This is a genomic window from Bacillus cereus group sp. Bc061 (genome assembly GCF_027715825.1).
Taxonomy (GTDB): domain Bacteria; phylum Bacillota; class Bacilli; order Bacillales; family Bacillaceae_G; genus Bacillus_A; species Bacillus_A paranthracis.
The window spans coordinates 1029011-1052582 of sequence record NZ_JAQFTZ010000001.1 but is presented as its reverse complement, the minus strand read 5'-3'; the positions used below and the strand labels follow the sequence as shown (position 1 = coordinate 1052582).

Below are 23572 nucleotides of genomic sequence, written 5' to 3'. Positions count from 1 at the left end.
ATGCAAAATTTAAAGGATCACTATATAAAGAGCTTACAAGATGGTCGAAATGTTTGGCTCTATGGAAAAAAAGTAGATGTAACTACAGACAACAATTTTTCGGGGACACTATGTACCATTTCTAATTTATTTTCGTTATTTGATGATCCCAAACATAGAGATTCTATTGGATATGTGAGCCCAAAAACGAAAGACTTTGTTCATAAATCATTTTTAGTTCCGAATTCCTATAATGAATTATTAATGAGAAGAACTGCATTTGAAACATGGGGTTATGCTACAGACGGTGTAATGAGTAGACTATCTGATTACGCAAGATCGAGACTTACTGGCTGGTACGTATCAAGAGATTTTTATAAAAAGTTCGATGCACAGTTTCCAGATAAAATCGCATCTTATTACGAAAAAGCTAGGGATAATCACTTGTTTTTAAGTGTAGTCCAACGTGATCCACAAATAAATCGCTCAACAGAATCAATGTTAAATGCAAATGACTTAGGGTTGCTAAGAGTTACAAAGGAAACTTCTGATGGAATTTATTTAAGTGGTGCGAAAATGATAGGAACTGCTTCTCCTTATTCAAATGATTTATTAATCTACCCATTAACAAAACTGACTGACGCTCAAAAAGATTTAGCTCACTTTCTTATCGTGGCAGCCAATTCTCCAGGATTACATATGGTTTGTAGAGAACCATATGCAAATACAACTTCAAGCACAGTTGATTCCCCTATTAGCTCACAGTATGATGAAATGGATGCACTATTAATCTTCGATAATGTATTTGTCCCTTGGGAACGTGTTTTACTTTATAACAATCCAGAAGCAATTTGGGCTATAAAATCAGATACAGCTTCTAGTAGTTTAGCTTATCATCAAGCTATAGTACGATTACTAATAAAGCTAGAATTTATAACTGCGATTGCTTTTGAAATTGCTGAAGCAATTGGAGCTCACACTTATTTGCATGTTCAAGAAAAACTTGGAGAATTAATTATGCAAATCGAAACAATTCGCGCACTTTTAATTGCTGCGGAAGTTGAAGGTACTACAAATGAAACAAAAACTTATTTACCAAACTTTAAATATATCGAAACTGCAAGGAATCTTGGTTCTAAATATTATCCCCGCGCAATAGAAATTTTACAATTAATTGGAGCAGGTGGCTTCATTCAACTTCCTTCAAGCTCGATTGATTTCCAGAGTCCAATAGCTGATTTATTAAAAAAGCACTTTAAAGGAACAAATATAGATGCCGAACAACGCACAAAATTATTTAAGTTAGCCTGGGATATTATTGGAAGCCCATTAGGATCAAGACACGAATTATACGAAAGATTTTACGCGGGAGATCCAATACGAAATACAGCTACACAATATGTAAATTATGATAAAAATCACTTTAAAAAGATGCTAAGTAAATATTTATGATGAAAAAGAGCACCCTTTGCTAAGAGTGCTCTTAAAAAATATATAATTATCCAGTTACATATATAGTTGCTCCGACCACAACTGCTACTTTTTCCGTAATGGTTTCATCTTATTCACCTTTATGTTTCTAATTAAGCTTTATAACTTTTGGTATATGCTTCCTATCATATTTCCTCGTATAGATTTCTCCATCTGGAGTAACGAATTGTAAAACAATCTCACCACATACCCCATCTAGTATTTCAAATTCACCTTCTGCATTTGAAATACTGCGTTCCTTACCTTTAATAGAATCTTCATAAATTTTCACATTAAATATAGGTTCGTTATTTTGACCTATGATAATACCTCTTGAATACTTACCAACGACAATGCATTTCTTTTTTATAATAATTAGTCACAACTATAGCTCAAATTATTACAACGGTACACACAAACAAGAGAATTATTTTACGCCTCACAACAAACCTCCTTATTCATTTTATTCTTTTTTTAAATTGAAAATTTAGACGTTCCACTTGTTTGATTTCTTCCACTACTTTACGAATTCCTTCCTCAATCCTATCTTCCTTTACATTCGATACGTTTAACTTTAATAGTCTTTGTTTCGGAAAACTTTTCACATAATTTTTATCAATCGTATCGATACTGATTTGCATTTCACTTAGTCTTTGTATCAACATGTCCGAAATACTTGTTTTATGTACTTCTAAACAAGTATGGATTCCAATTGTATTTTGCTTTTTATATGTGAATAGAAGCGGGTTTTCACTATGCATCCTTTCTAATGCTTCTGCTAGTTTTTTAGATCTATTATTATAGGAAGATTTAATTTTATTTTTATGGCGTTCGAACATGCCACTCTTTATATAAATTTCTAAAGCAGCTTGGGATATCATTGGGCTATCGATATCTAAAATCTTTTTATATGTATGGAAAGCACTCGAAATAATCGGTGGAATAACTGCTACACCAACTCGTAAACCTGGAAAAATAATTTTCGAATAACTCTTTAAATATATGACATGATTACCATGATCCAGGCTATATAATGGATCGGCTTTTGAATCTGTTTCTAAATCTGCTAAATAATCATCTTCCACTATAAATACATTATATTTCTTAGCCAATAACACGATCTTTTCTTTCTCGTCTTTAGAATAAGAAGTTCCAAGCGGATGATGATATCTTGGTATTGTATAAAAGAATTTTATTTTACCTGTTCGAAAAATACGTTCCAATTCATTTAAGTCAATACCTTCATTCGTACGTTTAATACCAATTACTGGAACTTTATTTATTTCTAGATATTCTATATATAAATGATACGTTGGCTGTTCAACTAATATTGTTTCATTTTCATTTGGAAATGAGATAGAAGTTAATATTGCAAGTGCCTGTTGCACGCCTGACGTTATAAAAATATTGTCTTCTTTCGTGAACACTTGATAATTTGCCAACTGTTTTTGAATGACTGGAATTAAAGATGGTAACCCTTTCGGTGTTCCGTATACGAACAAATCATTTTTATAAGTATCAATAGCCTTATTAATGCAATGCTGAAAATCTAAATACGGGAAAACATCTGGATCTGGTGCTGAAGAAGCGAAATCAATTATCTCTTTATTTTCTATAGTACTCCCCGATTTTTTAACAACGTAGTATCCACTTTGAGGGACAGAATATATAATGTGACGCTTTTCTAATTCATGAAGCGCACGTATAACTGTTGCCTTATTACATTCATATTGCGCAACGAGTGACCGTATTGATGGTAATTTCTGTCCTTCTTTTATCCCTCCATGTTGAATCATTTTTTCTATATCATTTAAAATATGTAAATACTTATACATTCTTTCACTCCCTTATAGAAGTATTTAAAAGGTCCCTCATTCTCACAGTCATTATAAAGTAAAAAGAAATACATCCTTTCTATCATTTTTAATTTTAACATTATTTCACATTTCCTCCTCTTAACAAGGAAATTACAATTAATAAATAGAATATCTCTATGAATAAATAAAAAGTGAGGGATATGTAATGCAACGTGTAAATACAATTGATATTAGTAATGTACTACAATTAGAAAAAACTCTTTCGTCTTTATTAAATAAAATGATTTCTTCAAAACTAGACCTAGAAAACTGGTTAAAAGAGCAGTCAAAAGTGATTTGGGAAATCGAAGAACAATTAAGATCACATTATATTGCCTTTCAATGTAATACGGATGATGAAGAAATAAAAGATACTTTTGAACATGATCAACAATTTGTAAAGCCACTTTTAAAGCGGTACCAAAATTTATTGGATAATAAATATTTAAAGTCACCTTTTCGAATGGAATTAGATTCTAACGTATATGGTTTGTTGGATGCAAAAATAAAAAATGCTCAAAAGTTATTTTGTGAGGAAAATATTGAATTAGAAGTAAAGGAAGACAAATTAGTCACAGAGTACTTTGAAATCACTGGAGGATTAATTGGAATTTGGGACGGAGAAGAAAAAACGATAACAGAATTACAATCCTATTTACAAGATTCGAATCGTGACATCCGTAAAAAGGCCAAAACCATTATTTCTGAACAATTTTTATCTGTTGAAAAAGAACTCCAAAACATATTAAATCAATTAATTGAAATTCGCCATCAAAAAGCAAAAAATATTCAACTAGAGAATTATCGCGATTATATGTTCAAAAAATACGAGCGTTTTGATTATTCAGCGAAAGATTGCTATGAACTAGCTGAATCCATACGTAAGTATGTTGTACCTCTTAAAGATAAAATATTACTAGAGAAAAAAGAGAAACTGCAAGTGGATACGCTTCGCCCGTGGGATGTATCAGCTGTAACTCCAGATCAAAAAGTACTTAAACCAATTGCAAATGAAAATGATTTAATTGAAAAGAGCACTCATATCTTTAATAAACTAGATCTTGAATTTTCAACACTATTAAACCGAATGTATAAACACGATTGTCTTGATTTAACAAGCCGCAAAGGAAAAGCAGCTGGAGGCTTTTGTGAGTACTTACCAGCTTCACAATTATCATTTATTTTTATGAACTTAAATTATACACAAGATGATATTATCACTTTTATACATGAAATGGGTCATAGTATTCATAACGAACTTATAAAACCATTAAAATTACGACAATATATAGAAATTCCAGCTGAAACAGCTGAACTAGCTAGTATGACAATGGAGTTATTCTCGCTTAATTATTGGAATAGCTTCTATACAGACAAAAAAGATTTAAAACAAGCAAAAATTAACTTCTTTAAAGATGTTATTTCATATTTACCTGTTATGCTTATTGTCGATCAATTTCAACACTGGCTGTATGAAAATCCAACTCATACTTCTGAAGAAAGAAATAAAAAATACTTACAACTTCAAAAACATTATCAGTCTAACGTCATACATATTGATGGCTACGAAAACTGGATAGCAACGAGTTGGTTACCTGTACTCCATATTTTTGAAGTACCATTTTATTATATTGAATATGCGATCGCCCAACTTGGTGCATTACAAATGTATAAACAATATAAAGAGGATCCCAAGCAAGCACTAGAAAATTATAAAAAGGCATTATCACTAGGAAGCTCGCAATCTATAAAAGAAGTATATGAAGCTGCTGGAATTCGTTTTGATTTTTCTAACGAAACAATTAAGGAACTAATGGCATTTGTAGAAAAAGAATTAGAATTACTTGAGCAATTATAAGAAGAAAGCTGCACCTATATTTTTGGTGTAGCTTTCTTCTTTATTTTATTAATCACCTCTATATACTGAGAATCACCATATCCGATTGTTGGAAATAGTTGAAACAACTTTGTTAATAATTCTTGAGTTGATAAATCTTTATTTTTAGAGATAAATTTCATTACAGCATTATCTTCTTTTAGCATTTTTAAATATAGATCTATAGCCTGATACATTACAGGTGGTACCTTATAGAAAGTCTTTTTATGATTTACTAATACTTCATTGTATACCGAAGAATAATTTCCTAATTCAAGTTCAATTTGATTTACTTTAAATTCATCTTCTCTGAAGCTATTTAAGTATACCTTCCCCTCATAACGAGACTGTTCAAGGTATGAAAGTATTGTAAGTAAGTTCATTTGACAAAACATATCTTCACCAAACCATAAAACAATACATTTATACTCTTTCGTAAAAAGTTTCTTTAATGGATCTATAACCTTTTTTGTGTAACTTTCTACTGAACTGTTATGTCCTGCTGCCCTTGTCTTAATAAATTCTTTATCAAAAACTAGTGTAGTAACTTGGTTTACACACATCGCTTCATTAAATGGTGCGTAATCAGAATCACCCATTAGCTTTTCATTTTTAAATTCTTCATACATCATTTGACCATTCAATATGTTTAATACATCTTTATCAAACAGCTCGCTCTTCGCATTTCGTAATTGCTCAACCTCTATTTTTCTAGAAATATTCATATTAAACTCTCCTTCCTTATTTATATTGAGTTTAACATATGTAATGCTCTGCTTTATTTAAATTATTAAGCAGGAGATTACCAATACTATCCCCTTTTATGTATTCCATAATAATTGCCTGTCTATTTTGTATCTTTATCACTTCAAATACGTTTGGAACTGGCAGCCCGCATGAATAAGCATATTTTTGTTTTTTTGCTTCATTCATAGACTCTGTATCTGGAAGATATTCTTTAAATAATTTCACAATCTTATTATCATATAGATAAATTTCCGCTGTATTCCCTTTTGCAATTGGATTACCTAAAACCACTTCATTTCTCCCCTTAACATAAATTAGAATAACATCTTATACTTCTCTTTACATTCACTATAACCCTAGCTAAAACCTTCTTCACGACTATACAAAAAAACTTACCGCTTTCCATCCTTAAATAGAAAGCGGTAAGTTTAATTTACTTGGAATATCAGCATGGAGATTTGGTGTATGCAAGATAGTAAATGAATACCCTTGCTGAATAAATGATACTTCATTATGTTTACATTCATATGGAACACTATTTTTCTTCAAGTTATTTTGTATGCGTTGTAAAAATGCTTGATCTGGTGTTCCAAAAGAAACATGTACTTTCGGTGGTAAAGCTTTCATCGCAATCGGAATCCATGGTCGCTGCCACCAAGTTGCGACAATGTATGCAGTGCCACCTATAACAAAGTTAAAAATATCCCCATCTTCCATCGTTTTCATATCTAGATTTGATTTTAACCATTTCGTAAATACAGGTACACTTTTAACGGGAAGACCGATTTCCCTTACATATAAAACGTTTAATGGTGAATGCGGTATTAATACATCTTCTTTAACATAACTATGTGCAATAATTTCGAGAAGATTTCCATCTCCGTCTTTAAAGTATAAATTGAATAGATTATTCTCCTCACCAATTATATTTCCATCTTTCCATTTCACAATGAGTAACCCAGACTTTTCAAGCCATTTTGCTGTTTCATGAAATTTTGAATATGAAATTTCAAAGGCGAAGTGCGCAGGTGCAATTGGCTCATACACTTCTTGAAAACTAATTGTTGTATATGGTGTTACTTCAAATTGAATGTAGGATGCTGTTTCTTTTTTTATTGGAAAAGATAATACGTCCCTATAAACTTGTTTTACCCCTTCTATGGAAACAGTTTGTAGTTTTATATCAGAAATATGTGTAATCATTTTACGTCCCCCTATTTCATACTATCTATTCGTATTGTATTACAATTATAAATAGATAAAATCAAACGGAAGGATGGATTTTTCATATAAAAACTACAACTTTAGTATGAATATGTTAGCTTCTTTCATTGCTAGTACAGTAACATTTCAACACCATTATCCTCCATATTTCATTTTTTTGATTAACACTTTACTTATTTTTATTTTTTCAAGTTTCCCCTGCATTGTTCCTATATAAAAAAGCTGCCTTTCCTTAAACGAAAAGCTGCTTTTACAATAAAATACATTAAGATTTTACAGCAATAATCATAAATCTTTTTGAATTCGTACGAATCCCTTTTTCAGAACTATTAACATCAATGAAACTTTGTAAAATAGTAAAATCTTCTGCCTCTTCTCCAAAATTAGGAATAATAGGCGTATGTTTTAATAAGAAAATAAGATCTTCAGGCGTTCTGTAATAATCAGTCACATCATATTCACGTACTTGCACGAGTTCAAATCCTGCACTAATAAGTTCACTCATATACTTTTCTTTTAATATGCCATCTCTTTCACCTAAGCATTGTCCTCGCCCAAATGCTTCCTTAAGATTTAATTTATCATGTTCGCTTACTTGTTGTGTTAAGAAAAAAGCACCTTGTTTCATTACTTTTGCTAACTCAGATGCTATAAACGGTGCGTGACAACTAGAAGCGATATCAAAATGGGCAGGCGGAAACGTTAACGCTTCAGAATTCATTTGAAAAAACTCAACATTTTGTACACCTGATTTTTTAAAATTGGAATGTGCCGTTTCAATCATGCCGTTAGAATTATCAATTCCAATTAACAGTTTAGCTGAAGATGCTATATTAAGTACATTTTCTCCTCCACCTGTACCAACATCAAGTAGGGTGTCTGAAAGTTTACATCTTTCTTTCACTTCCCCGTAAAAGTCCCATGAATCTCCTACAGTTTCACATTTTATTTTACTAAAATCCCATCCATTTACTCTTCCTACTTTATCATAAAAGTTTTTGTACTCTAATTCGTTCATTTTGTATTTTCCCCTCTATTAACGCTTATGCTATTGATTCTTTGTGAAAAAGATCCACCAATTTCCCCTATATATGCCAGCCAATCTTCATAAAACGCTTGAACAGTGCGATATCTTTTATTTTTTTCTTTATGTAGAGCTTTTTTACACATATTATATAATTCTAGTGTGCTCTCCCATTTCTCATAGCTTTTATCATTTTTCCCGCCAATAAAAGCAAAAGCAATTCCGGCTAACACATACACATTCGTTTCGCTTGTAATTTGTGCATGCAGTTCATATTCTTCAGGTGCTTTGAAACGACCTGCTCCCCAAAAATCCTCCCCAACTTTATTGAATACAGGTTTTTTTTGAAAGAAATCAATATCACAGATCGTAAGTTTTGATTGCTCAAAATTATATAAAATACTACCGTCATAAAAATCAACCATGACATATCCTAATGACTCCACATAGGCTGCAAACTCAAAAATTTGTGTCAATATGTTAAGTCTCTCCGTCACTGATAATTGTCTTAGCTTAACAAAAGGCGAATTTGGTGCATGGTGCTTTTCAAACGGTGTAAAGTCCCAATGATTGTGCATGCATTCCCCATCAATCCAATGAAACCTTAAACAAAATCCGTTTTGCATTTGAATAGGATTAATATATGGAACTAGTAAAGGATGTTGAATTTGTTCATACACTTCTTTTGCCTTCATTAATCGTTGGATCGCGTCCTCTATCTTGCCTTTGTATTCTAAATTGCGTGCACCTGCATACTTCAAAAAATAACGTTTTCCATTTTCAATAATACCAAAGCTAATATTTCCTGAATCTTGCTGATCAAACACAGTAAACACTTCTACATCCTTTAACCAATCAAAATTATGCTCCTCAGCCAATGTTAATGGGTATTGATTTTTTCCAATTTTAATATTTATCATGTGCTGCTCCTAGCTTTGAGCGAACGTAGTTGATAGAGGTATGATACGCATACTCAATTTATTTTTACCTCATGCTTGATTTTCTTCTGTTTGTTCATAAAACATCACTCCTTTCAAATAACCGCCCTTAATTACTTTCTATTATATATTATAAAATACAAATTATAAGGAAAATATATTCCATATGCACAAATAGTTTACATAACATTTTTATGGTTTATTTATGTGTGTAATCTACATCTCTCCCCAACCACACATACTATTTAAAACAGTACAGACTGCTTTTACATTCTTCATTTTTATTTCCTCCTTAAAATACATGTAAAAAGTAGGATTAACCAAAAAATTAAAGAATTCTATATATGACAAGTATTGGACGAATTATTTTCAAATTTCTCTATAATAAAGGTGGTATAAACAGTGTGAAACTTACGCAAGAACGTAGCCTTACCGTAAAGACAACTTTTACTAAAGAATACAAGATTTTTATTTTGGGTTTACTCATTTCACGAATTGGGGATTCACTATATACTTTTGCGTTACCTTGGATTGCCTATCAATTAACCGGTTCAGCTGTAATTATGAGTTCTTTATTTGCTATTAACGTATTGCCAATCGTTTTATTTGGCCCTTTAGTTGGTGTAATAATTGATCGTTATGATCGAAAAAAGTTACTTTTGGTAGCGGATATTACTAATATTATTTTAGTAAGTCTTGTTCCAATACTACATTCATTACATCTATTACAAATCTGGCATTTATACATAATTACTTTTATGTTAGCAGTTATGTCCATGCTTTTTGATGTAACAACTGTTACAGTCATTCCGCAAATTGCTGGAGCATCCTTAACGAAAGCCAATTCTTTCTATCAAATGGTCAATCAATTAGCCAGTTTATTTGGTCCAATGATAGCTGGAGTTTTCGTTTCTTTTATTGGTAGCTTTCAGATGCTTTGGATTAATGTTCTTTCATTTATTGCAACATTAATTGCTGTGATATTATTACCGTCTATGAAAACCGTAAACAAGAAATGCCAAGATAAAAATACACTTCAAAATGTACTAGCTGATTTGGTTAATGGATGTAAATGGCTCAAAAATGACCGTTTAAATTTAGCTTTATCTTTTCAAGCTATGATTGGAAACTTTGGAGCAAGTGCGGTTTTAGGTGTGTTCATGTATTATTTACTATCCACATTGCAACTTACGCCGGAACAAAGTGGCTTTAATTATTTACTAATTGGAATAGGCGGGCTCTTAGGAAGCTTGATTGCAGTTCCTTTAGAAAAGAGATTGCAACGCGGTCTTCTAATTCCATTACTCCTATTTGTTGGAGCAATTGGCTTAACTTTTGCGCTTTGGAGTACATATTGGCTTGCTCCCGGAATTGCTTTCGGTATTGCAATGACTTGCAATATTGCATGGAATACAATTGTAGCCACCGTTCGCCAGGAAACCGTTCCATCAAATATGCAAGGGAGAGTTTTAGGATTTTCACGTGTACTTACACGATTAGCTATGCCACTCGGAGCATTAGCGGGAGGCATTATTTCAGCTTATAATCCAGTGTTTATATTTGCTTTAGCTGCTTTTACTAAATTAATTGAAGTCTTTATTGCTTTATATAGTCCGATACGAAAACTATAATAGAAGGAAAGATAACTATGATTGGTTAATTGCAATTACGGATAAGTTTATAAAGAAAAAAGGCATTATAATATGCCTTTTTTCTTTATAATCATTTAACTGGATAACAAACTTCTGTAACCCACTTATTAGGATCCGACTCCATTCCCGGACTCACATGATAAATATTAAACATCGGGCCTGCTAATTCGTAACCTTCTGTCTCAATCCATTTTGCCGCTGCTTCATTTACGTTTGTCATTTGTTCATAACTTCCGCTTACTGTTACAGAAGCTACTTTGATCGGCTCTATTTTAGGATAAATTTAACAGAAATATATACTTCATTCAAGTATATATTTCTGTTAAATGCAAAAAAACAGACAATAAAACAAAAAAATTAACAAACAACAATACCACTCATCAACCGTTTTTAATCTCAACAATTATTTTTATAATATAATAATTACATAATTAATATAAGCTTTAACGTTATTATCCTCTTAATTCAAAAACCTTGTATCTTTATATATTTCAAACCATTGTTGCCATTTATCTTTAGAAAATTCTTTTTCTTCTCCTTCTAAAACGGCAGAAAAAAGATCTAAACAAATATGCCAACCTGCTATATCTTTCGGTGTATGATCAGTTAATTCGTGAATATATTCTTGGAGAAGTAAAAGGGTTCCATTATCCTCTTTATGTATTTCAAATCGGACCCGATCTTTATCCCAAGTAAATTCAAGCACTGAGTTTTGTTGACACTCTATAATATCAATATTTATAAATGAACCATCCATCATGTCGAACTTTATTACACCATTTGTTTTAAGGCTTTCAATCTGCAAATTGGACATCCATTTTTTTAACTTACTATTTTCTGTTAAAACTGACCAAACTTCTTCTATCGAATATGAAAAATGACGTTCAAATTTTACAATATATCCATTAGTTAGTTTCCCGATTTCAGCTATCATATTGATTGCCTCCCTATATAGAATGTATGTTCTTAATTTATTTTACACGAATATAAATATAAAATAAATCTTTATATAAACGAAGTAGTAATTTAAAGTTAAACGTGATGAGAAAAATTTTAATCTTTTCTAAATCAATTTAAATAATCTTGAAAAATAAATATCATTTATGCACGTTTCTTCCCAAAATATAGACTCACGCTCAAATAAAAAGAGCCGCATTTGCGACTCATAAATTTATAGAATTACTCCTGTTTTTGTTGAATGATTTACCGCTTAATCGCATCAACAATTAACGATGGAAAACCAAGTTTATCACCTTTATTTCTAGAATCATACCTTTTCGAACGGAAAATAACACCGTCGTTTGCATCCCATTCATTATAATAAAACTGACCATTTTCATCACAATATTCAAGCAAAACTACCTCAAATCCAGCAGTTTCAAACATTTTCGTTAAAGTTTTATAATTATGAACAATTTTATGACTTGCTGCTGGGTGATCTTTTGGGCCAGGTCCACCTATTTGAACTACATTTTGGTACGCCTCATCTCGAAAAAATGCATCAGGAACACCGCACCGAATATGCCCCTCTTGCTTTAAAAATTCATAGCAAATTTCAGCAGCTCTTACACCTTCTTCAAACGAATAAGCTGTACTATCTACTTTTATATTTTTCTAAATTTGCGAACTAAAGTGAACACTATACCTGCAAAAACCATCCATAAGCCCATTGTTGTACTATTAGTTGTACTGCCCCCCGTGTTTGGAAGCTCTTTATATGTAGACTCTTTTTTATCGGAATTACTGTTGTTTTGGATATTACCGTTATTACTGTTATTAGTACTACCTTTAGCTTTGCTAGCGTCTGTATCCTTCACTAATACTTTTTGTATGGCATGTACCTTATTACCTACAGAATCTGTGACACTATATATTATTTCAAAAGTACCAACTTTAGTGGTATCTCTAATATCTTTATATACTACTTTAGAATTAAGATCACCATCTTCTTTATCCGTAGCTGATACACCTACCATTGGATTGAATTCATCTCCCTTAGTAATTGTAGTTGTAGAAGGTACTTTTAGTATTGGTATGTCATTCTTAACTTCTTCTCTACCTGTGACTGTTACAGTTTGTTTCGCAATTTCTTCATGGCCTTTAGAATTTGTAACTGTATACGTTACTATGTAAGTACCGACTTTAGAGGTATCTACTTCCCCCTCAACTTTTACTTTAGAAGTAAGGTCGCCGTCTTCTTTATCAATAGCTTTTACTTTTGCCATCGGATCGAATGATTCTCCTACAGTAATTGTCGTTGCAATAGGAACTGTTAATGTAGGTTTTAGATCTGATGTTTCTCCATCTCCCTCTACAATTACAGTCTGTGTTACCGTTGCTTTCCCACCTTGAGAATCAACGACAGAGTACTCCACAATGTATTTGCCTGGTTTCGAAGTGTCTACATCACCTTTATGTTCTACTCGATTTGTTAAATCACCATCTTCTTTATCAATAGCTTTTATATTGCTCATTGGGTCAAACTTATCACCGACACGTAGTGTAATTGTTGGCGGTACTGTTAGCTCTGGGACTTGGTTTGCCTCAGTTTTTTCGTTTTCTTTCACGGTTCCTTTAATTTTTGCTGCATCAAAAGCTTTTTGGACCGTTTCAACCTCAATGGAATTTGCCCCATATTTATTTGTTGCAACTTTAAGACAAGCTAATCTTAATTCAGAGAAATTAGAAGTCATGTTCAATTCATCAGTATTTGCATAATAGAAAATATCAAACATTTTATCTTCACCAATACCATTTACAGTTACACCGTTATGAGTACCACCTTGTGCAATTAAATATGCGACTTTATTAATAATACTTGAATTAAAATGAACGCCCTCATTATCCTCTCCGTTTAAATCACTGAATTTACTATAATCATCCGGATACGGTACTCCATCAAAAAATTTGACTGAAGATGGATCTTTCATATTACGGAGAACGGATCCACTTTGTTCTCCTATTGTCCAATTAAATTCTCCATTATTTACATATTTCTCAATAGCCGTTCCCATAATATCAGATAATGCCTCGTTAATTGCCCCGGATTCTCCAAAAAATTCAAGATTAGATTCACTAGATGTAACCGCATGTGTAAATTCATGGCCCGCTATGTCAAACGCTCTAACCATTGGATCACCATATATAAGCATACTAACATTGTTAATATTAGCGCTAAATGCATTCCCCCAATTTTTAGGATCATTTGTTTCTCCAGAATCCCATGCATGTACAACTGAAACTACTTTTTTCCCTTTATTATCAAAACTATTACGCTTATATTTGTCTTTATAAAAATCATATACGTTTGTCGCTAAGAAATGAGCACTTACCGCTTTTGGGTCATTAAATGTTGTTGATGTGCTAGTTGTTAATATACCAGGATAATATTTATCTTCAAAAGTAATATCTCTATAATTTACATCGTACGTCTCAATTCCTTGCCCTCTTGTGTAATCGGCAAGCGCATACTTCCCGTTACTTTGTTCAGAAATACCAAATGTACGAGTTATTCCTAAATCATCTTTTCCAGTCCCGGTTAATGATTTAAAATTACTTTTTTTACTCTCCTGAATAGCTTCAACACGCTCTTCACTTACTTTTAAATCTGACTCTTGCACCATATTTTTCAACATATCACCACTATGAGCATCCACTAAATAAGTTCCAGATACATAGTTTGGTGTGGCAGCTGCAAATGTAACTTGATATGCATTTGTAGCCTGCCCACGATTTTCATCAACAAAAATAACTTCCTTAACTTCTGGCTCAGAAATAAATTGAATATCATTTCCGTACTTCGTATAAATAAATTCCTTTGCTTCTTCTTTTGATAAATTAATAGGATTCTTTAAATCTTCTTTTTCTAAGTTTTGTGCACTTTCCCCTGAAACACTTTTAATAATACCCTTTTTATCTACATGAGCAGTCAATTGGTGTCCATATACTTCTTTTCCTTCATATATTTGTTGCATACGAACAAGTGTAGTCCCATCATATGAACCACGTTTTTGAAGAACCTTGTAATCTACCCCTTTGTCTCCACTAACTTGTTTTGGAGATAAAGCATGTTCCGTCTTTTCCTTAAGTGCATCTTTCACTACGTTCTCTGGCGTTTTTTGTGATGATTTTGTAAGTTCACCTGTACGGAACGAATCCTCTTGAATATCAACTTGCATTTGATCCGTTTCCTCCGCATAACCTATCTCGTATGGTACTATGTTTGTTAAAGCTAATCCTGTTGTTAATGCAACTATAGCTATTTCTTTTTTATTTTTCATGTTATTTTCCTCTTATGATTTCCTAAAATATGAAATTACTAAAATTTATACAATCTATTTCTAATGTAAAAAGATGACTTCTGTAATCAACAAAAGTCACCTCTTCAATATGTAATACCCCTAATATATTTTTAATGCATAATTTCTATATAAAACAGAAAAAGCATTCATTAACGAGCATTTTGCATTACTTTTATTAGGTCATTTATATTTTCAACTTTCTGCTGAAACTGATCAAATCTACTATGTAACAATGAAGGATTCTTATCTTCAGTTGAAATAACTTTTTTTAACTCCTGTTCTAATATATCATATGTATCAAAGAAATTATCAAATTCTACACTTACAAGCTCTTCATTTTCACGATAAAATCTTTTTGTTTCTATATAAGTCATGTATGATTTATTTAAAAAACCTAATGAAATTAAATATTTAGAAGTGTTTTCTTGATAAATAGCAATATCACATGCTATTTTCATATCAGAATAAGTTCTTTGAACGAAAGAATGCAATTCAAAAATCTTAAACTTTAATCCATTATTCATTTCATCCCCTCCATCCTATCTATTCTACATAAAAAAAGAATATTATACAAAATATAATATCATCATAAAAGTAATAATTTAAAAATCAACTTAAGAATAAACAAAACCAAAGCTCTTTCATTAATAGAAAGTTCAATATGTCCACGAGAGGAAAACATATCAAACAAAACGGCAGTCTAGATGCATATACACTCCTTTCAAATTTGATAGGTATTTTACTTTTTATACATAAAAAAGAACGAATCTACATTCGCTCTTCTCCACATATTTATGGTGCAAAGTTTATCATCCGACTTAACATAAATCTCAATATAGTAAACAGTAGTATAAAAATAAATAAACTGCATGCCTACGACTAAGCAGAATACTTCAGCCTCAACTATTTATAAAAAACTTCCTCCATAGTTAAAATATTTAAGATATACAATAATAGTAAATTGTTTATTTTTTCCTTTTAGTTTTCATTCGATGCTGGAACGACAGAGTCGCCATAAATACAGTTATCCCCCACAAGAATAATCCGCCATATGTCACCACATATACCCAAATAGCCAATCCTTCGGTGTATCCTTTAGGAAGTATTCCTAAAAATTGAAACACTGTTAAGAAACTAACTATAACTGTGAATACTCCAACTGCCCATCCTGATATGATTAATAACCATCTCGGTAGCTTCTCTCCCCATGAAGTAACGAGCGCTATAGCAAATAAAGATGCAAGTACTGCTAAGAGAGCTGTGAAGTCTATTCCAATGGTATATAGCGTATATAAAAAGGAGGATCCTTCCTGTAATGTTTCACCAAATCCTGTCACACTTTGAACAGCTTGCTTTGTTGTAAGTCCTACCGTTGATCCCCATGCCCAAAGAGATTTTAAAATTGCATATGGTAACAGGGAAACAGCTGCAACATAACCCCATCCTTTACTCAAATAAACTTTATCATTTATTTCTGAGCCCATACCCTTCTCATATTTTAAGTTCAAAATCCCCTCTCCCTTCTCATATAAGAAATGAATCTCCTTTTAAAAACTATACAACGATTGTACATTTCAGAAGTTATTTATTTGCTTCTTTATTCAAGAATATGGTCCTTTCTTTCAATAAAGCAAGTTGCATTTTTTACAATTTTATTTTACTTTAAAAATTTTATTATCTTTGCACACATTTTTAATGTGATTCTTATATTATTTAAAATAAAAAAATAATAAGCGAAAAGAATATCTCCTTTCGCTTATTATAATAAAAAGTACATTTCATATTGTTCTAATGAACTCTTTTCGAAATCCATTTTTTTCAAATATCCTTCTAGCAAACTATTATTAGGAAAGCCAATAGTTAACGTGGACAACTTCAATTCTTCAATTGCTACTTGTAATAAATTCGTCCCAACACCAATATTTCTATAATCTTTGTCTACAAAAATAAAACTGATTTTACCTTGTTCATTCATACATATAGAACCTTTTAAATCATTATCGACATATGCACCATAAAATGTATGATTTGTTTTTTCGATATAATCCATATCATTTTGCCAGTTTATATGGAAGTGTAACCATTTCTGAATTTCAACTTTAAAAGCTGCAAATTCTAATTGTTTTACTTCAATTCCTTTACATTCTTTAAGCATTATTTTAGTCATATCTTTTAAATTATAATAAGATAGATCGTACACTTTTTCATAGCCTAATTTATTATAAAAACGAATCGCCCGGTCATTACCTACAATGACTTCAAGAAAAAGTTGCTTACACCCGTTTTGAATCGCTTCATCTTTATGCAGTTCAAATAACTTTTGACTCACACCAATACCGCGATACTTAGGGTGAATAGCTAATGTTCCACAACGCATTGTTTTTATACTTTCATAAATCTTAATACCACCAAGTATTACACCAACTGGTTTGTCACCGTCTAAAGAAAGAAACGAGTGTTCTAACGAATTCCCTTCAGCTCCAAAAAACCTTTTTATAAAATCTTCTTTTGAAACTTCCATCTTAATAATATAATCTGAAAACCCATCCCTAAAAGCTTCATACACTAAATCTATATTTATTTCACTGCATCTTTTATATTGAATCATATAAAATTATCCCCCACTTACTCGTGTTAAACTTAACGTTCAAATACATAAGATCTACTAGTCACATCATACTTTAATTTTGAATTCTACTGCTTAATTTGAAATGAACGGACACTTCCCTACATATCTATCACTATTAATTTGTTTTATAACAAACGGTGCAATATCGCCATTTTGTATTTTAATTCCTGGCATATCAACTAAACTCTCTTTTATACTTCCAATACCATTTCCCTCTATAACAAATGGTAATCTAACAATTGTCCAATCTACCTCACTATTTTGGATAATTTGTAATTCTTTATATTTATCTTGCATCATTTTTGGTAAAAACAATTTAAACAAAGTAGCTCCTATTTTATTTACAATTCCCTTCTGATCTCCCGTAACATTTAAAGAACCTCCGGAAATTAGAATATATCTTTTTATTTTAGACTCCTTCATCGCTTCTAAAATATGCTTCGTTACTGTACTAAAAATGTAAGATTCATTTTTCGGTTGACCTACTGCATTAATTACAGCACTACAACCTTGAAGTAAGTCTTGTATCGTTGAAAAGTTACGTGCATCCCCAATAATAGTCTCTATATTTTCATTTATTTTCTCTGTATTTGTAGAGTTTCTCGTTAATATTTTTACTTGATATCCCTTTTCTAACGCTTCATTTACAAGAATTTTTCCAGCTTTTCCGTTTGCACCCAAAATAGCTATTTTATTTGTACTTTCCAATATTAACCCCTCTTACTATCTATGATTTACTACATTAATCTCATATACACGTAAAAAAGCAATTAAATGCTCACACGCTCGTTCACATGCTAACATTTTAAATATTTTTTGTTCCTCTTTCGTTTTATCATTTGCTTGATCTGAAGCAGCTTTTAAACATAAAAAAGGTTTTTTATTGATTTGACATACATAAGCAAAAGCTGCCACTTCTTGATCAACTGCCAATGCCCCATATACAGTATGGAGTAAATATCTCATTTCCGAACTACGGATACGTTGATCTCCAGATAAAAATGTCCCGAAATGAATCGGATCATACGATCGTATTTTTTTTATTCTTCTTACAAGTGATTTTGTTGTTTCAATAGGTGCTGTTCTACCATTATATAAGTTAAAAACATCTTCACCCGAACCAGCAGCAGTGACATCGTGTTGTATTGCGTTCAGTGCCACTACAATATGACCATTTTTCACCTTATTTGATAAACTCCCGCATATCCCTGTCATAAACAACTCATCCGGCTGAAACTCACTAATTAATAATTGTACACAACTAGCACAACTTACCTTCCCAACACCAGTTATAACTGAAATAATTTCCAGATCATTTATAGTATGAAAATGAAATTCCCAAGCGGCTTTTTTTTCAATGCGTTCACTTGGATAAGATTGATGCAAATACGTAAGTTCAGGTTCCCAAGCGGCTACGATTGCAATACGTTTCATTACACACTTCACTTCCCTCACTGTCATTTAAATAATTTATCTATGCTTTCTCTTTTATAATCTGGAATCCACTCTTTATATTTCTCATATAAATTTCGTATTGTTTCTTTATTCTTCGGAATTACTTCACTTCCTCTATCATCATGCATAAACATGATAATATCTTTTGTTGCATTTATGAGAAATACATCTGGATAAGAAATTTCTTTTTTTGCGTCCTAAACGAGGATAAAGATCTGGTAAATCTTCATGATTCGCCGCTTTAATAAGTCGTTTATACTTTATATCACCAGCGAAATATTTTAATGAAAATTGATATGTATAATACAAGTCAGTTTCTTCATCTTCAAATAAAAAAGTATTGTTTCTTGTCTTGTATGATATTTTAAATCTCTTTTTGAATAAATAGACTATATATTTATTTTCTGTGGATTTTTTATATTTCCCTTTTTAAGTCAATAAACATTTGCTATTAAAAACACTTTATCTTCTTTTGAAAATATATCTTCAAATAAGTGTTTATTATATGTATGGTACTAATGTAACCCCAGTAAATATTTCATTCATATATTCTTTTAACTGTATTTTATATTCTTTCTATTCTACAATTTCTTTTAACTGCCAATATGCATCTTCTAGCCAAGGGTGTAAAACTTTCAACGTATCTTTTCTATCCCACAAATATGAAATATATGCAAAAGCTGCATGTTCTAAAGATTTTTCTAACCCCTTTTTTACTTCTACTAAGTATGGTGGTGTCCCATTTTGATCCCATTCTATTTTATCAGCAACAAATAACACTAAATCCATCTTCGTTGCATGTTTACGCAGTGTGGTATGGCAACAAATTGCATCTAAAGTCTCTTCATCATGCACTTTAAATATCTCTTTTGCGATTACTCTCGAAAGTTTTTGATGAATAATCATTGGGAATTTTCGTTCTTCTTCTAATATCTCTATTCCAAATTCTTCAGCAACTACAATCCGTACTTCATTTGGAAAAATTGCACTAATATCATGTAAATATCCCGCAATCGCTGCTTTTTCTTCATCTTCATAAAACATTTTTGCAATTTTCCTCGCCTCATTTGCTACACGAATTGAATGTTTATATGTAGGCTTCTGATTATATTTTAATAAAAAATCTTTAATATCATTTTCTATTTTTCCAGTTGGAGAAAATGAATATATCTCCTTATATAACATAGTAAATCCTCCTTAAAACTAACTTTCAATATAATATATAATCTTAATATCCTTGTGTTTTGTATTCGTTATAAATGTTGTAATCCCTTTTTTAATACGTTACATGAAATTTTATACAGAATCATCGCTACAAGTACATAAATGTTTGATATTATAGTAATGTTAATGATTTGTAAGGAAAGGAACTACATAATGAATAAAAATATATTAATTATTGATGACGATAAAGAAATTGTTGAATTACTTGCTGTTTATTTGCGAAATGAAGGCTATAACATTTATAAAGCATATGATGGCGATGAAGCATTACAAATGATTTCTACATATGAAGTTGACCTTATGATTTTGGATATTATGATGCCAAAACGAAATGGATTGGAAGTTTGCCAAGAAGTTCGTGAAAATAATACTGTACCTATTCTTATGCTGAGTGCAAAAGCAGAAGATATGGATAAAATATTAGGGCTTATGACAGGCGCTGATGATTATATGATTAAACCATTTAATCCATTAGAATTAGTAGCTAGAGTGAAAGCTTTGCTTCGACGATCATCTTTCCAAAATGCCACTTCCCAAAAGAATGAAGATGGTATGATTCGCATTCGTTCTGCTGAAATACACAAACATAATCATACTGTTAAAGTAAATGGCGAATATATTAAGCTTACATCTATTGAATTTGATATTTTATATTTACTTGCGAGTAATACAGGAAGAGTATTTAGTTCTGAAGAAATATTTGAACGTGTTTGGAATGAAGATGGTTATGGTTCAAATAAAACTGTAATGGTCCACATTAGTAATTTACGAGATAAGCTTGAAACAGGAATGAATGGAGAAAAATTTATTCATACTGTTTGGGGAGTAGGCTACAAAATTGAGAAATGAAGCATTTGATATATTAAAAGATATCCCGAAATGGAAACTTATTTTTTGGCTCTTATTAGCTATCACACTCACTCCTATTACTGAATTAATTATATATCGCCTCGTTACGAGTGTAATTGAGAGTTCGCTTACGTTAAGCGAACTTGGTAAAGAATTCATTAGAATTTTTGGTTATGAAAAATATAAAGGAATAAAAGAATCTCTATGGATGATGATTGTCTCTTATTTATTTTTATTTTCTATTTTCTCATCCTACCTATACATTTTTTATCGTCATGAAAGAAAGCTTTACTATGAAACTTGTATAAAAAAAATGATAGAAGAGATTCGCTATATTGCAAATGGAAACTTCAATCATAAAGTTTCTATCGTAAACCATAATTATCTAGAAGAGTTAGCAAGCGGGGTTAATCAAATTGTTGAACAATTGAAAGTCTCGATTGATGAAGAAAGACAGGCAGAACAAGCAAAAAGCGAACTTATTACAAATGTATCGCATGATTTACGTACTCCACTTACCTCCATAGTTGGATACGTGAATTTAATCCACCATGATAATTATAGAGATGAAGTAGAATTACGTCATTATATACAAGTCATTTACGATAAAGTAACTCGTCTTAACGCATTAATGAATGATTTGTTTGAATATACGCGTGTTCAAAATAAAGAATTAAGTTTATATTCTGTCCCTATTGATATTGTGGAGCTTCTTGGACAATTAACAGTTCAATTTCGAATACAGCTGCAAGAGGCTAATATTGATTGTCGCCCCTTTTTCCCATCAAAGAAGCTAATGGTATTAGCTGATGGAGACAAATTAGTACGCGTATTTGAAAATCTAATTATTAATGCTATCGCTTACGGTAACGATGGTGATTATATTGATATTACTGCTTATGAAAGTAATAATATGATCGCAATCGATATAACCAATTACGGCCAACCTATTCCAAGTACCGATTTACCTCATATTTTTGAACGTTTTTATCGCGTTGAGAAATCGCGCTCTACAAACACTGGTGGATCTGGACTCGGATTGGCAATTGCAAAAAGTATTGTAGAATTGCATAAAGGAACAATCGAAGTGTATAGTGATGACAAAAAAACAACATTCACTGTAAAACTACAACCATATAAATGTTAATACAGCTTAATTTTAGGTCCAATTTCTTACGATATAAGAAATTGGACCTTTTATTTTCCAGTAACATCCAAAATTTAATAATCCTTTATAATTCTTTAGAAATTCTTTACCTTTTCTTTCTTCCTAATTAAGCATTCCTTTTTACAATATTATTATCGATGTCATAATAGGAGGATCGCTTATGCAATTCTTAAAAAAATTCACAATTTTATTATTATCTTTTGTTATTACTGCACTTATCGTTTTATATTTTTATCTTTATGTAAATGGCCCAATTATTCAAGCTAAATCAGCTATTTTAATAGATGCTCATTCAGGTGAAGTTGTTTATACAAAAAATGAAGAAACTCCTATACAATCGGCTACTTTATCTAAATTAATGACTGAATATATCACACTAGAACAACTGAATGAAGGAAATATACAGTTAGATGAAGTAGTAAAAATAAGTAACGAAGTTTTCCGAGCAGAAACGAGTCCTATACAAGTAACTTCGAAAGATAAAACGACGGTTCGTGATTTACTTCATACACTGTTATTGACAGGAAATAATCGTTCCGCACTTGCCCTTGCAGAACACATCGCTGGAAACGAAGATAAATTCACACAGTTAATGAATGAAAAAGCAAAACACCTAAAGTTATCACAATCATCTCCGTTTCTAAACGCTACTGGAATGAATAACGATACAAATAAACTTTCAACTACAACAGCAATTGAAGTTGCTAAACTAGCAACACAATTAGTAACAGACTTTCCAGATGTACTGAACGTTACAAAACTAACCTCTTACCAGTTCACCTTCAAAGATACGAAAGTTTTCAACACCAATAAAATGATATATTCCCTTAATAAAAACATTAAACACCAAGGTGTTGATGGCTTACAAACTAGTTTTTCAACTAATGGTAATTATAGTTTTGTCAGTACAGCAAAACGAGGAGATACTAGGCTTATTTCAGTAATATTAGACGCCGAAAATGAAAACAGCACTTTTATTGAAACAAAAAAGTTACTTCAGTACGGCTTTGATCCTTCTTCATACTCTGCACTCCAAGCTTTTAAAGATGCTGTTACATCTTGGGCAGTTTTGCTTCAGTTTAAAAATTTGATTATACAAACATTGTTGATTTTCTTCATTATAACAATTTTAATGTTCTTACATATACGTCAGAAAAAATCCGAGGATTTTAATTAAGAA

General features: G+C 31.4%; 17 protein-coding genes and 7 pseudogenes. 6 read left to right on the top strand and 18 right to left on the bottom strand.

The features are described 5' to 3' along the window. The gene (locus PDQ40_RS05410) at window positions 1-1431 is read left to right on the top strand and encodes a 4-hydroxyphenylacetate 3-hydroxylase family protein (protein WP_061184397.1); all 1431 of its coding nucleotides are present in this window, start codon (window positions 1-3) and stop codon (window positions 1429-1431) included. A gap of 127 nt (window positions 1432-1558) precedes the next feature. Here PDQ40_RS05410 and PDQ40_RS05405 read toward each other — a convergent pair. Together PDQ40_RS05405 and PDQ40_RS05400 are read right to left on the bottom strand one after the other, a co-directional pair. Beyond that, window positions 1559-1838 (bottom strand): annotated as a pseudogene (locus PDQ40_RS05405) (carboxypeptidase regulatory-like domain-containing protein). Between the two features lie 69 nt (window positions 1839-1907). Further along, window positions 1908-3284, bottom strand: coding sequence for an aminotransferase-like domain-containing protein (locus PDQ40_RS05400; RefSeq protein ID WP_098947454.1), 1377 nt, complete (start codon window positions 3282-3284; stop codon window positions 1908-1910). Window positions 3285-3471: 187 nt separating this feature from the next. Here PDQ40_RS05400 and PDQ40_RS05395 point away from each other — a divergent pair, with 187 nt between their 5' ends. Further along, window positions 3472-5163, top strand: a complete 1692-nt coding sequence (locus PDQ40_RS05395) for a M3 family oligoendopeptidase (protein WP_098947452.1) — start codon at window positions 3472-3474, stop codon at window positions 5161-5163. A 14-nt stretch (window positions 5164-5177) separates the two neighbouring features. On the opposite strand, the pseudogene PDQ40_RS05390 reads toward PDQ40_RS05395, so the two are convergent. The 5 genes and pseudogenes from PDQ40_RS05390 to PDQ40_RS05370 all read right to left on the bottom strand — a co-directional run. Beyond that, window positions 5178-5948 (bottom strand): annotated as a pseudogene (locus PDQ40_RS05390) (AraC family transcriptional regulator); the annotation flags it as partial. Continuing rightward, window positions 5944-6219 (bottom strand): annotated as a pseudogene (locus tag PDQ40_RS05385) (aminoglycoside phosphotransferase); the annotation flags it as partial. The pseudogenes PDQ40_RS05390 and PDQ40_RS05385, both read right to left, overlap by 5 nt. A gap of 117 nt (window positions 6220-6336) precedes the next feature. Continuing rightward, window positions 6337-7131 (bottom strand): VOC family protein, encoded by a 795-nt coding sequence (locus tag PDQ40_RS05380; RefSeq protein WP_000627958.1) that lies wholly within the window; start codon window positions 7129-7131, stop codon window positions 6337-6339. A gap of 286 nt (window positions 7132-7417) precedes the next feature. Beyond that, complete coding sequence (locus tag PDQ40_RS05375) at window positions 7418-8170, bottom strand: class I SAM-dependent methyltransferase (RefSeq protein ID WP_071741692.1); 753 nt, start codon at window positions 8168-8170, stop codon at window positions 7418-7420. Beyond that, the gene (locus tag PDQ40_RS05370) at window positions 8167-9096 is read right to left on the bottom strand and encodes a serine/threonine protein kinase (protein WP_048557845.1); all 930 of its coding nucleotides are present in this window, start codon (window positions 9094-9096) and stop codon (window positions 8167-8169) included. The genes PDQ40_RS05375 and PDQ40_RS05370 overlap by 4 nt, the downstream gene beginning before the upstream one ends. Window positions 9097-9518: 422 nt before the next feature. Between PDQ40_RS05370 and PDQ40_RS05365 the strand changes: the two genes are divergently transcribed. Then, window positions 9519-10745 (top strand): MFS transporter, encoded by a 1227-nt coding sequence (locus tag PDQ40_RS05365; protein WP_214328878.1) that lies wholly within the window; start codon window positions 9519-9521, stop codon window positions 10743-10745. 91 nt (window positions 10746-10836) lie between these two features. Here the strand turns inward: PDQ40_RS05365 and PDQ40_RS05360 are convergent. The 11 genes and pseudogenes from PDQ40_RS05360 to yqeK all read right to left on the bottom strand — a co-directional run. Further along, window positions 10837-11046: pseudogene (locus PDQ40_RS05360) on the bottom strand (GyrI-like domain-containing protein); the annotation flags it as partial. Between the two features lie 172 nt (window positions 11047-11218). Continuing rightward, window positions 11219-11700: pseudogene (locus PDQ40_RS05355) on the bottom strand (SRPBCC family protein). 269 nt (window positions 11701-11969) lie between these two features. After that, window positions 11970-12350: pseudogene (locus PDQ40_RS05350) on the bottom strand (class I SAM-dependent methyltransferase); the annotation flags it as partial. Between the two features lie 20 nt (window positions 12351-12370). Next, entirely contained in the window at window positions 12371-15046 is a 2676-nt protein-coding gene (locus PDQ40_RS05345) for a M4 family metallopeptidase (protein ID WP_270691269.1), read from the bottom strand. A gap of 170 nt (window positions 15047-15216) precedes the next feature. Continuing rightward, window positions 15217-15591 carry a hypothetical protein gene (locus PDQ40_RS05340; protein WP_001059029.1) on the bottom strand — a complete coding sequence of 125 codons (375 nt, stop codon included), beginning with the start codon at window positions 15589-15591 and terminating at the stop codon, window positions 15217-15219. A gap of 441 nt (window positions 15592-16032) precedes the next feature. After that, window positions 16033-16575 (bottom strand): hypothetical protein, encoded by a 543-nt coding sequence (locus PDQ40_RS05335; protein WP_002163643.1) that lies wholly within the window; start codon window positions 16573-16575, stop codon window positions 16033-16035. Between the two features lie 251 nt (window positions 16576-16826). Beyond that, on the bottom strand, window positions 16827-17675 hold the full coding sequence (locus PDQ40_RS05330; protein ID WP_000617044.1) for a GNAT family N-acetyltransferase: 849 nt from the start codon (window positions 17673-17675) through the stop codon (window positions 16827-16829). A gap of 93 nt (window positions 17676-17768) precedes the next feature. Beyond that, window positions 17769-18404, bottom strand: a complete 636-nt coding sequence (locus PDQ40_RS05325) for an SDR family oxidoreductase (protein WP_000446321.1) — start codon at window positions 18402-18404, stop codon at window positions 17769-17771. A gap of 15 nt (window positions 18405-18419) precedes the next feature. Next, a complete protein-coding gene (locus PDQ40_RS05320) occupies window positions 18420-19157 on the bottom strand; it encodes a phosphorylase family protein (RefSeq protein WP_000218295.1) in 738 nt (245 codons plus the stop codon). Next, window positions 19154-19715 (bottom strand): annotated as a pseudogene (locus PDQ40_RS05315) (DUF3885 domain-containing protein). Before PDQ40_RS05315 ends, PDQ40_RS05320 begins: the two are co-directional and overlap by 4 nt. Before the next feature lie 12 nt (window positions 19716-19727). After that, window positions 19728-20336, bottom strand: coding sequence for a bis(5'-nucleosyl)-tetraphosphatase (symmetrical) YqeK (gene yqeK, locus PDQ40_RS05310; RefSeq protein ID WP_000965880.1), 609 nt, complete (start codon window positions 20334-20336; stop codon window positions 19728-19730). Between the two features lie 192 nt (window positions 20337-20528). Here yqeK and PDQ40_RS05305 point away from each other — a divergent pair, with 192 nt between their 5' ends. From PDQ40_RS05305 to PDQ40_RS05295, 3 genes are all read left to right on the top strand, one after another. Further along, complete coding sequence (locus PDQ40_RS05305) at window positions 20529-21224, top strand: response regulator transcription factor (protein WP_001038815.1); 696 nt, start codon at window positions 20529-20531, stop codon at window positions 21222-21224. Beyond that, on the top strand, window positions 21214-22371 hold the full coding sequence (locus PDQ40_RS05300) for a sensor histidine kinase (RefSeq protein WP_001243301.1): 1158 nt from the start codon (window positions 21214-21216) through the stop codon (window positions 22369-22371). The genes PDQ40_RS05305 and PDQ40_RS05300 overlap by 11 nt, the downstream gene beginning before the upstream one ends. A gap of 181 nt (window positions 22372-22552) precedes the next feature. Further along, window positions 22553-23569 (top strand): D-alanyl-D-alanine carboxypeptidase family protein, encoded by a 1017-nt coding sequence (locus PDQ40_RS05295; RefSeq protein WP_270691268.1) that lies wholly within the window; start codon window positions 22553-22555, stop codon window positions 23567-23569. Window positions 23570-23572: the final 3 nt, after the last annotated feature.

Coding starts and splice junctions, on each gene's coding strand:
- PDQ40_RS05295 (WP_270691268.1), top strand. CDS start 22,553: ATGCAATTCTTAAAAAAATTCACAATTTTATTATTATCTTTTGTTATT.
- PDQ40_RS05345 (WP_270691269.1), bottom strand. CDS start 15,046: ATGAAAAATAAAAAAGAAATAGCTATAGTTGCATTAACAACAGGATTA.
- PDQ40_RS05380 (WP_000627958.1), bottom strand. CDS start 7,131: ATGATTACACATATTTCTGATATAAAACTACAAACTGTTTCCATAGAA.
- PDQ40_RS05410 (WP_061184397.1), top strand. CDS start 1: ATGCAAAATTTAAAGGATCACTATATAAAGAGCTTACAAGATGGTCGA.
- PDQ40_RS05395 (WP_098947452.1), top strand. CDS start 3,472: ATGCAACGTGTAAATACAATTGATATTAGTAATGTACTACAATTAGAA.
- PDQ40_RS05400 (WP_098947454.1), bottom strand. CDS start 3,284: ATGTATAAGTATTTACATATTTTAAATGATATAGAAAAAATGATTCAA.
- yqeK (WP_000965880.1), bottom strand. CDS start 20,336: ATGTTATATAAGGAGATATATTCATTTTCTCCAACTGGAAAAATAGAA.
- PDQ40_RS05340 (WP_001059029.1), bottom strand. CDS start 15,591: ATGAATAATGGATTAAAGTTTAAGATTTTTGAATTGCATTCTTTCGTT.
- PDQ40_RS05375 (WP_071741692.1), bottom strand. CDS start 8,170: ATGAACGAATTAGAGTACAAAAACTTTTATGATAAAGTAGGAAGAGTA.
- PDQ40_RS05370 (WP_048557845.1), bottom strand. CDS start 9,096: ATGATAAATATTAAAATTGGAAAAAATCAATACCCATTAACATTGGCT.
- PDQ40_RS05305 (WP_001038815.1), top strand. CDS start 20,529: ATGAATAAAAATATATTAATTATTGATGACGATAAAGAAATTGTTGAA.
- PDQ40_RS05320 (WP_000218295.1), bottom strand. CDS start 19,157: ATGACAGTGAGGGAAGTGAAGTGTGTAATGAAACGTATTGCAATCGTA.
- PDQ40_RS05330 (WP_000617044.1), bottom strand. CDS start 17,675: ATGATTCAATATAAAAGATGCAGTGAAATAAATATAGATTTAGTGTAT.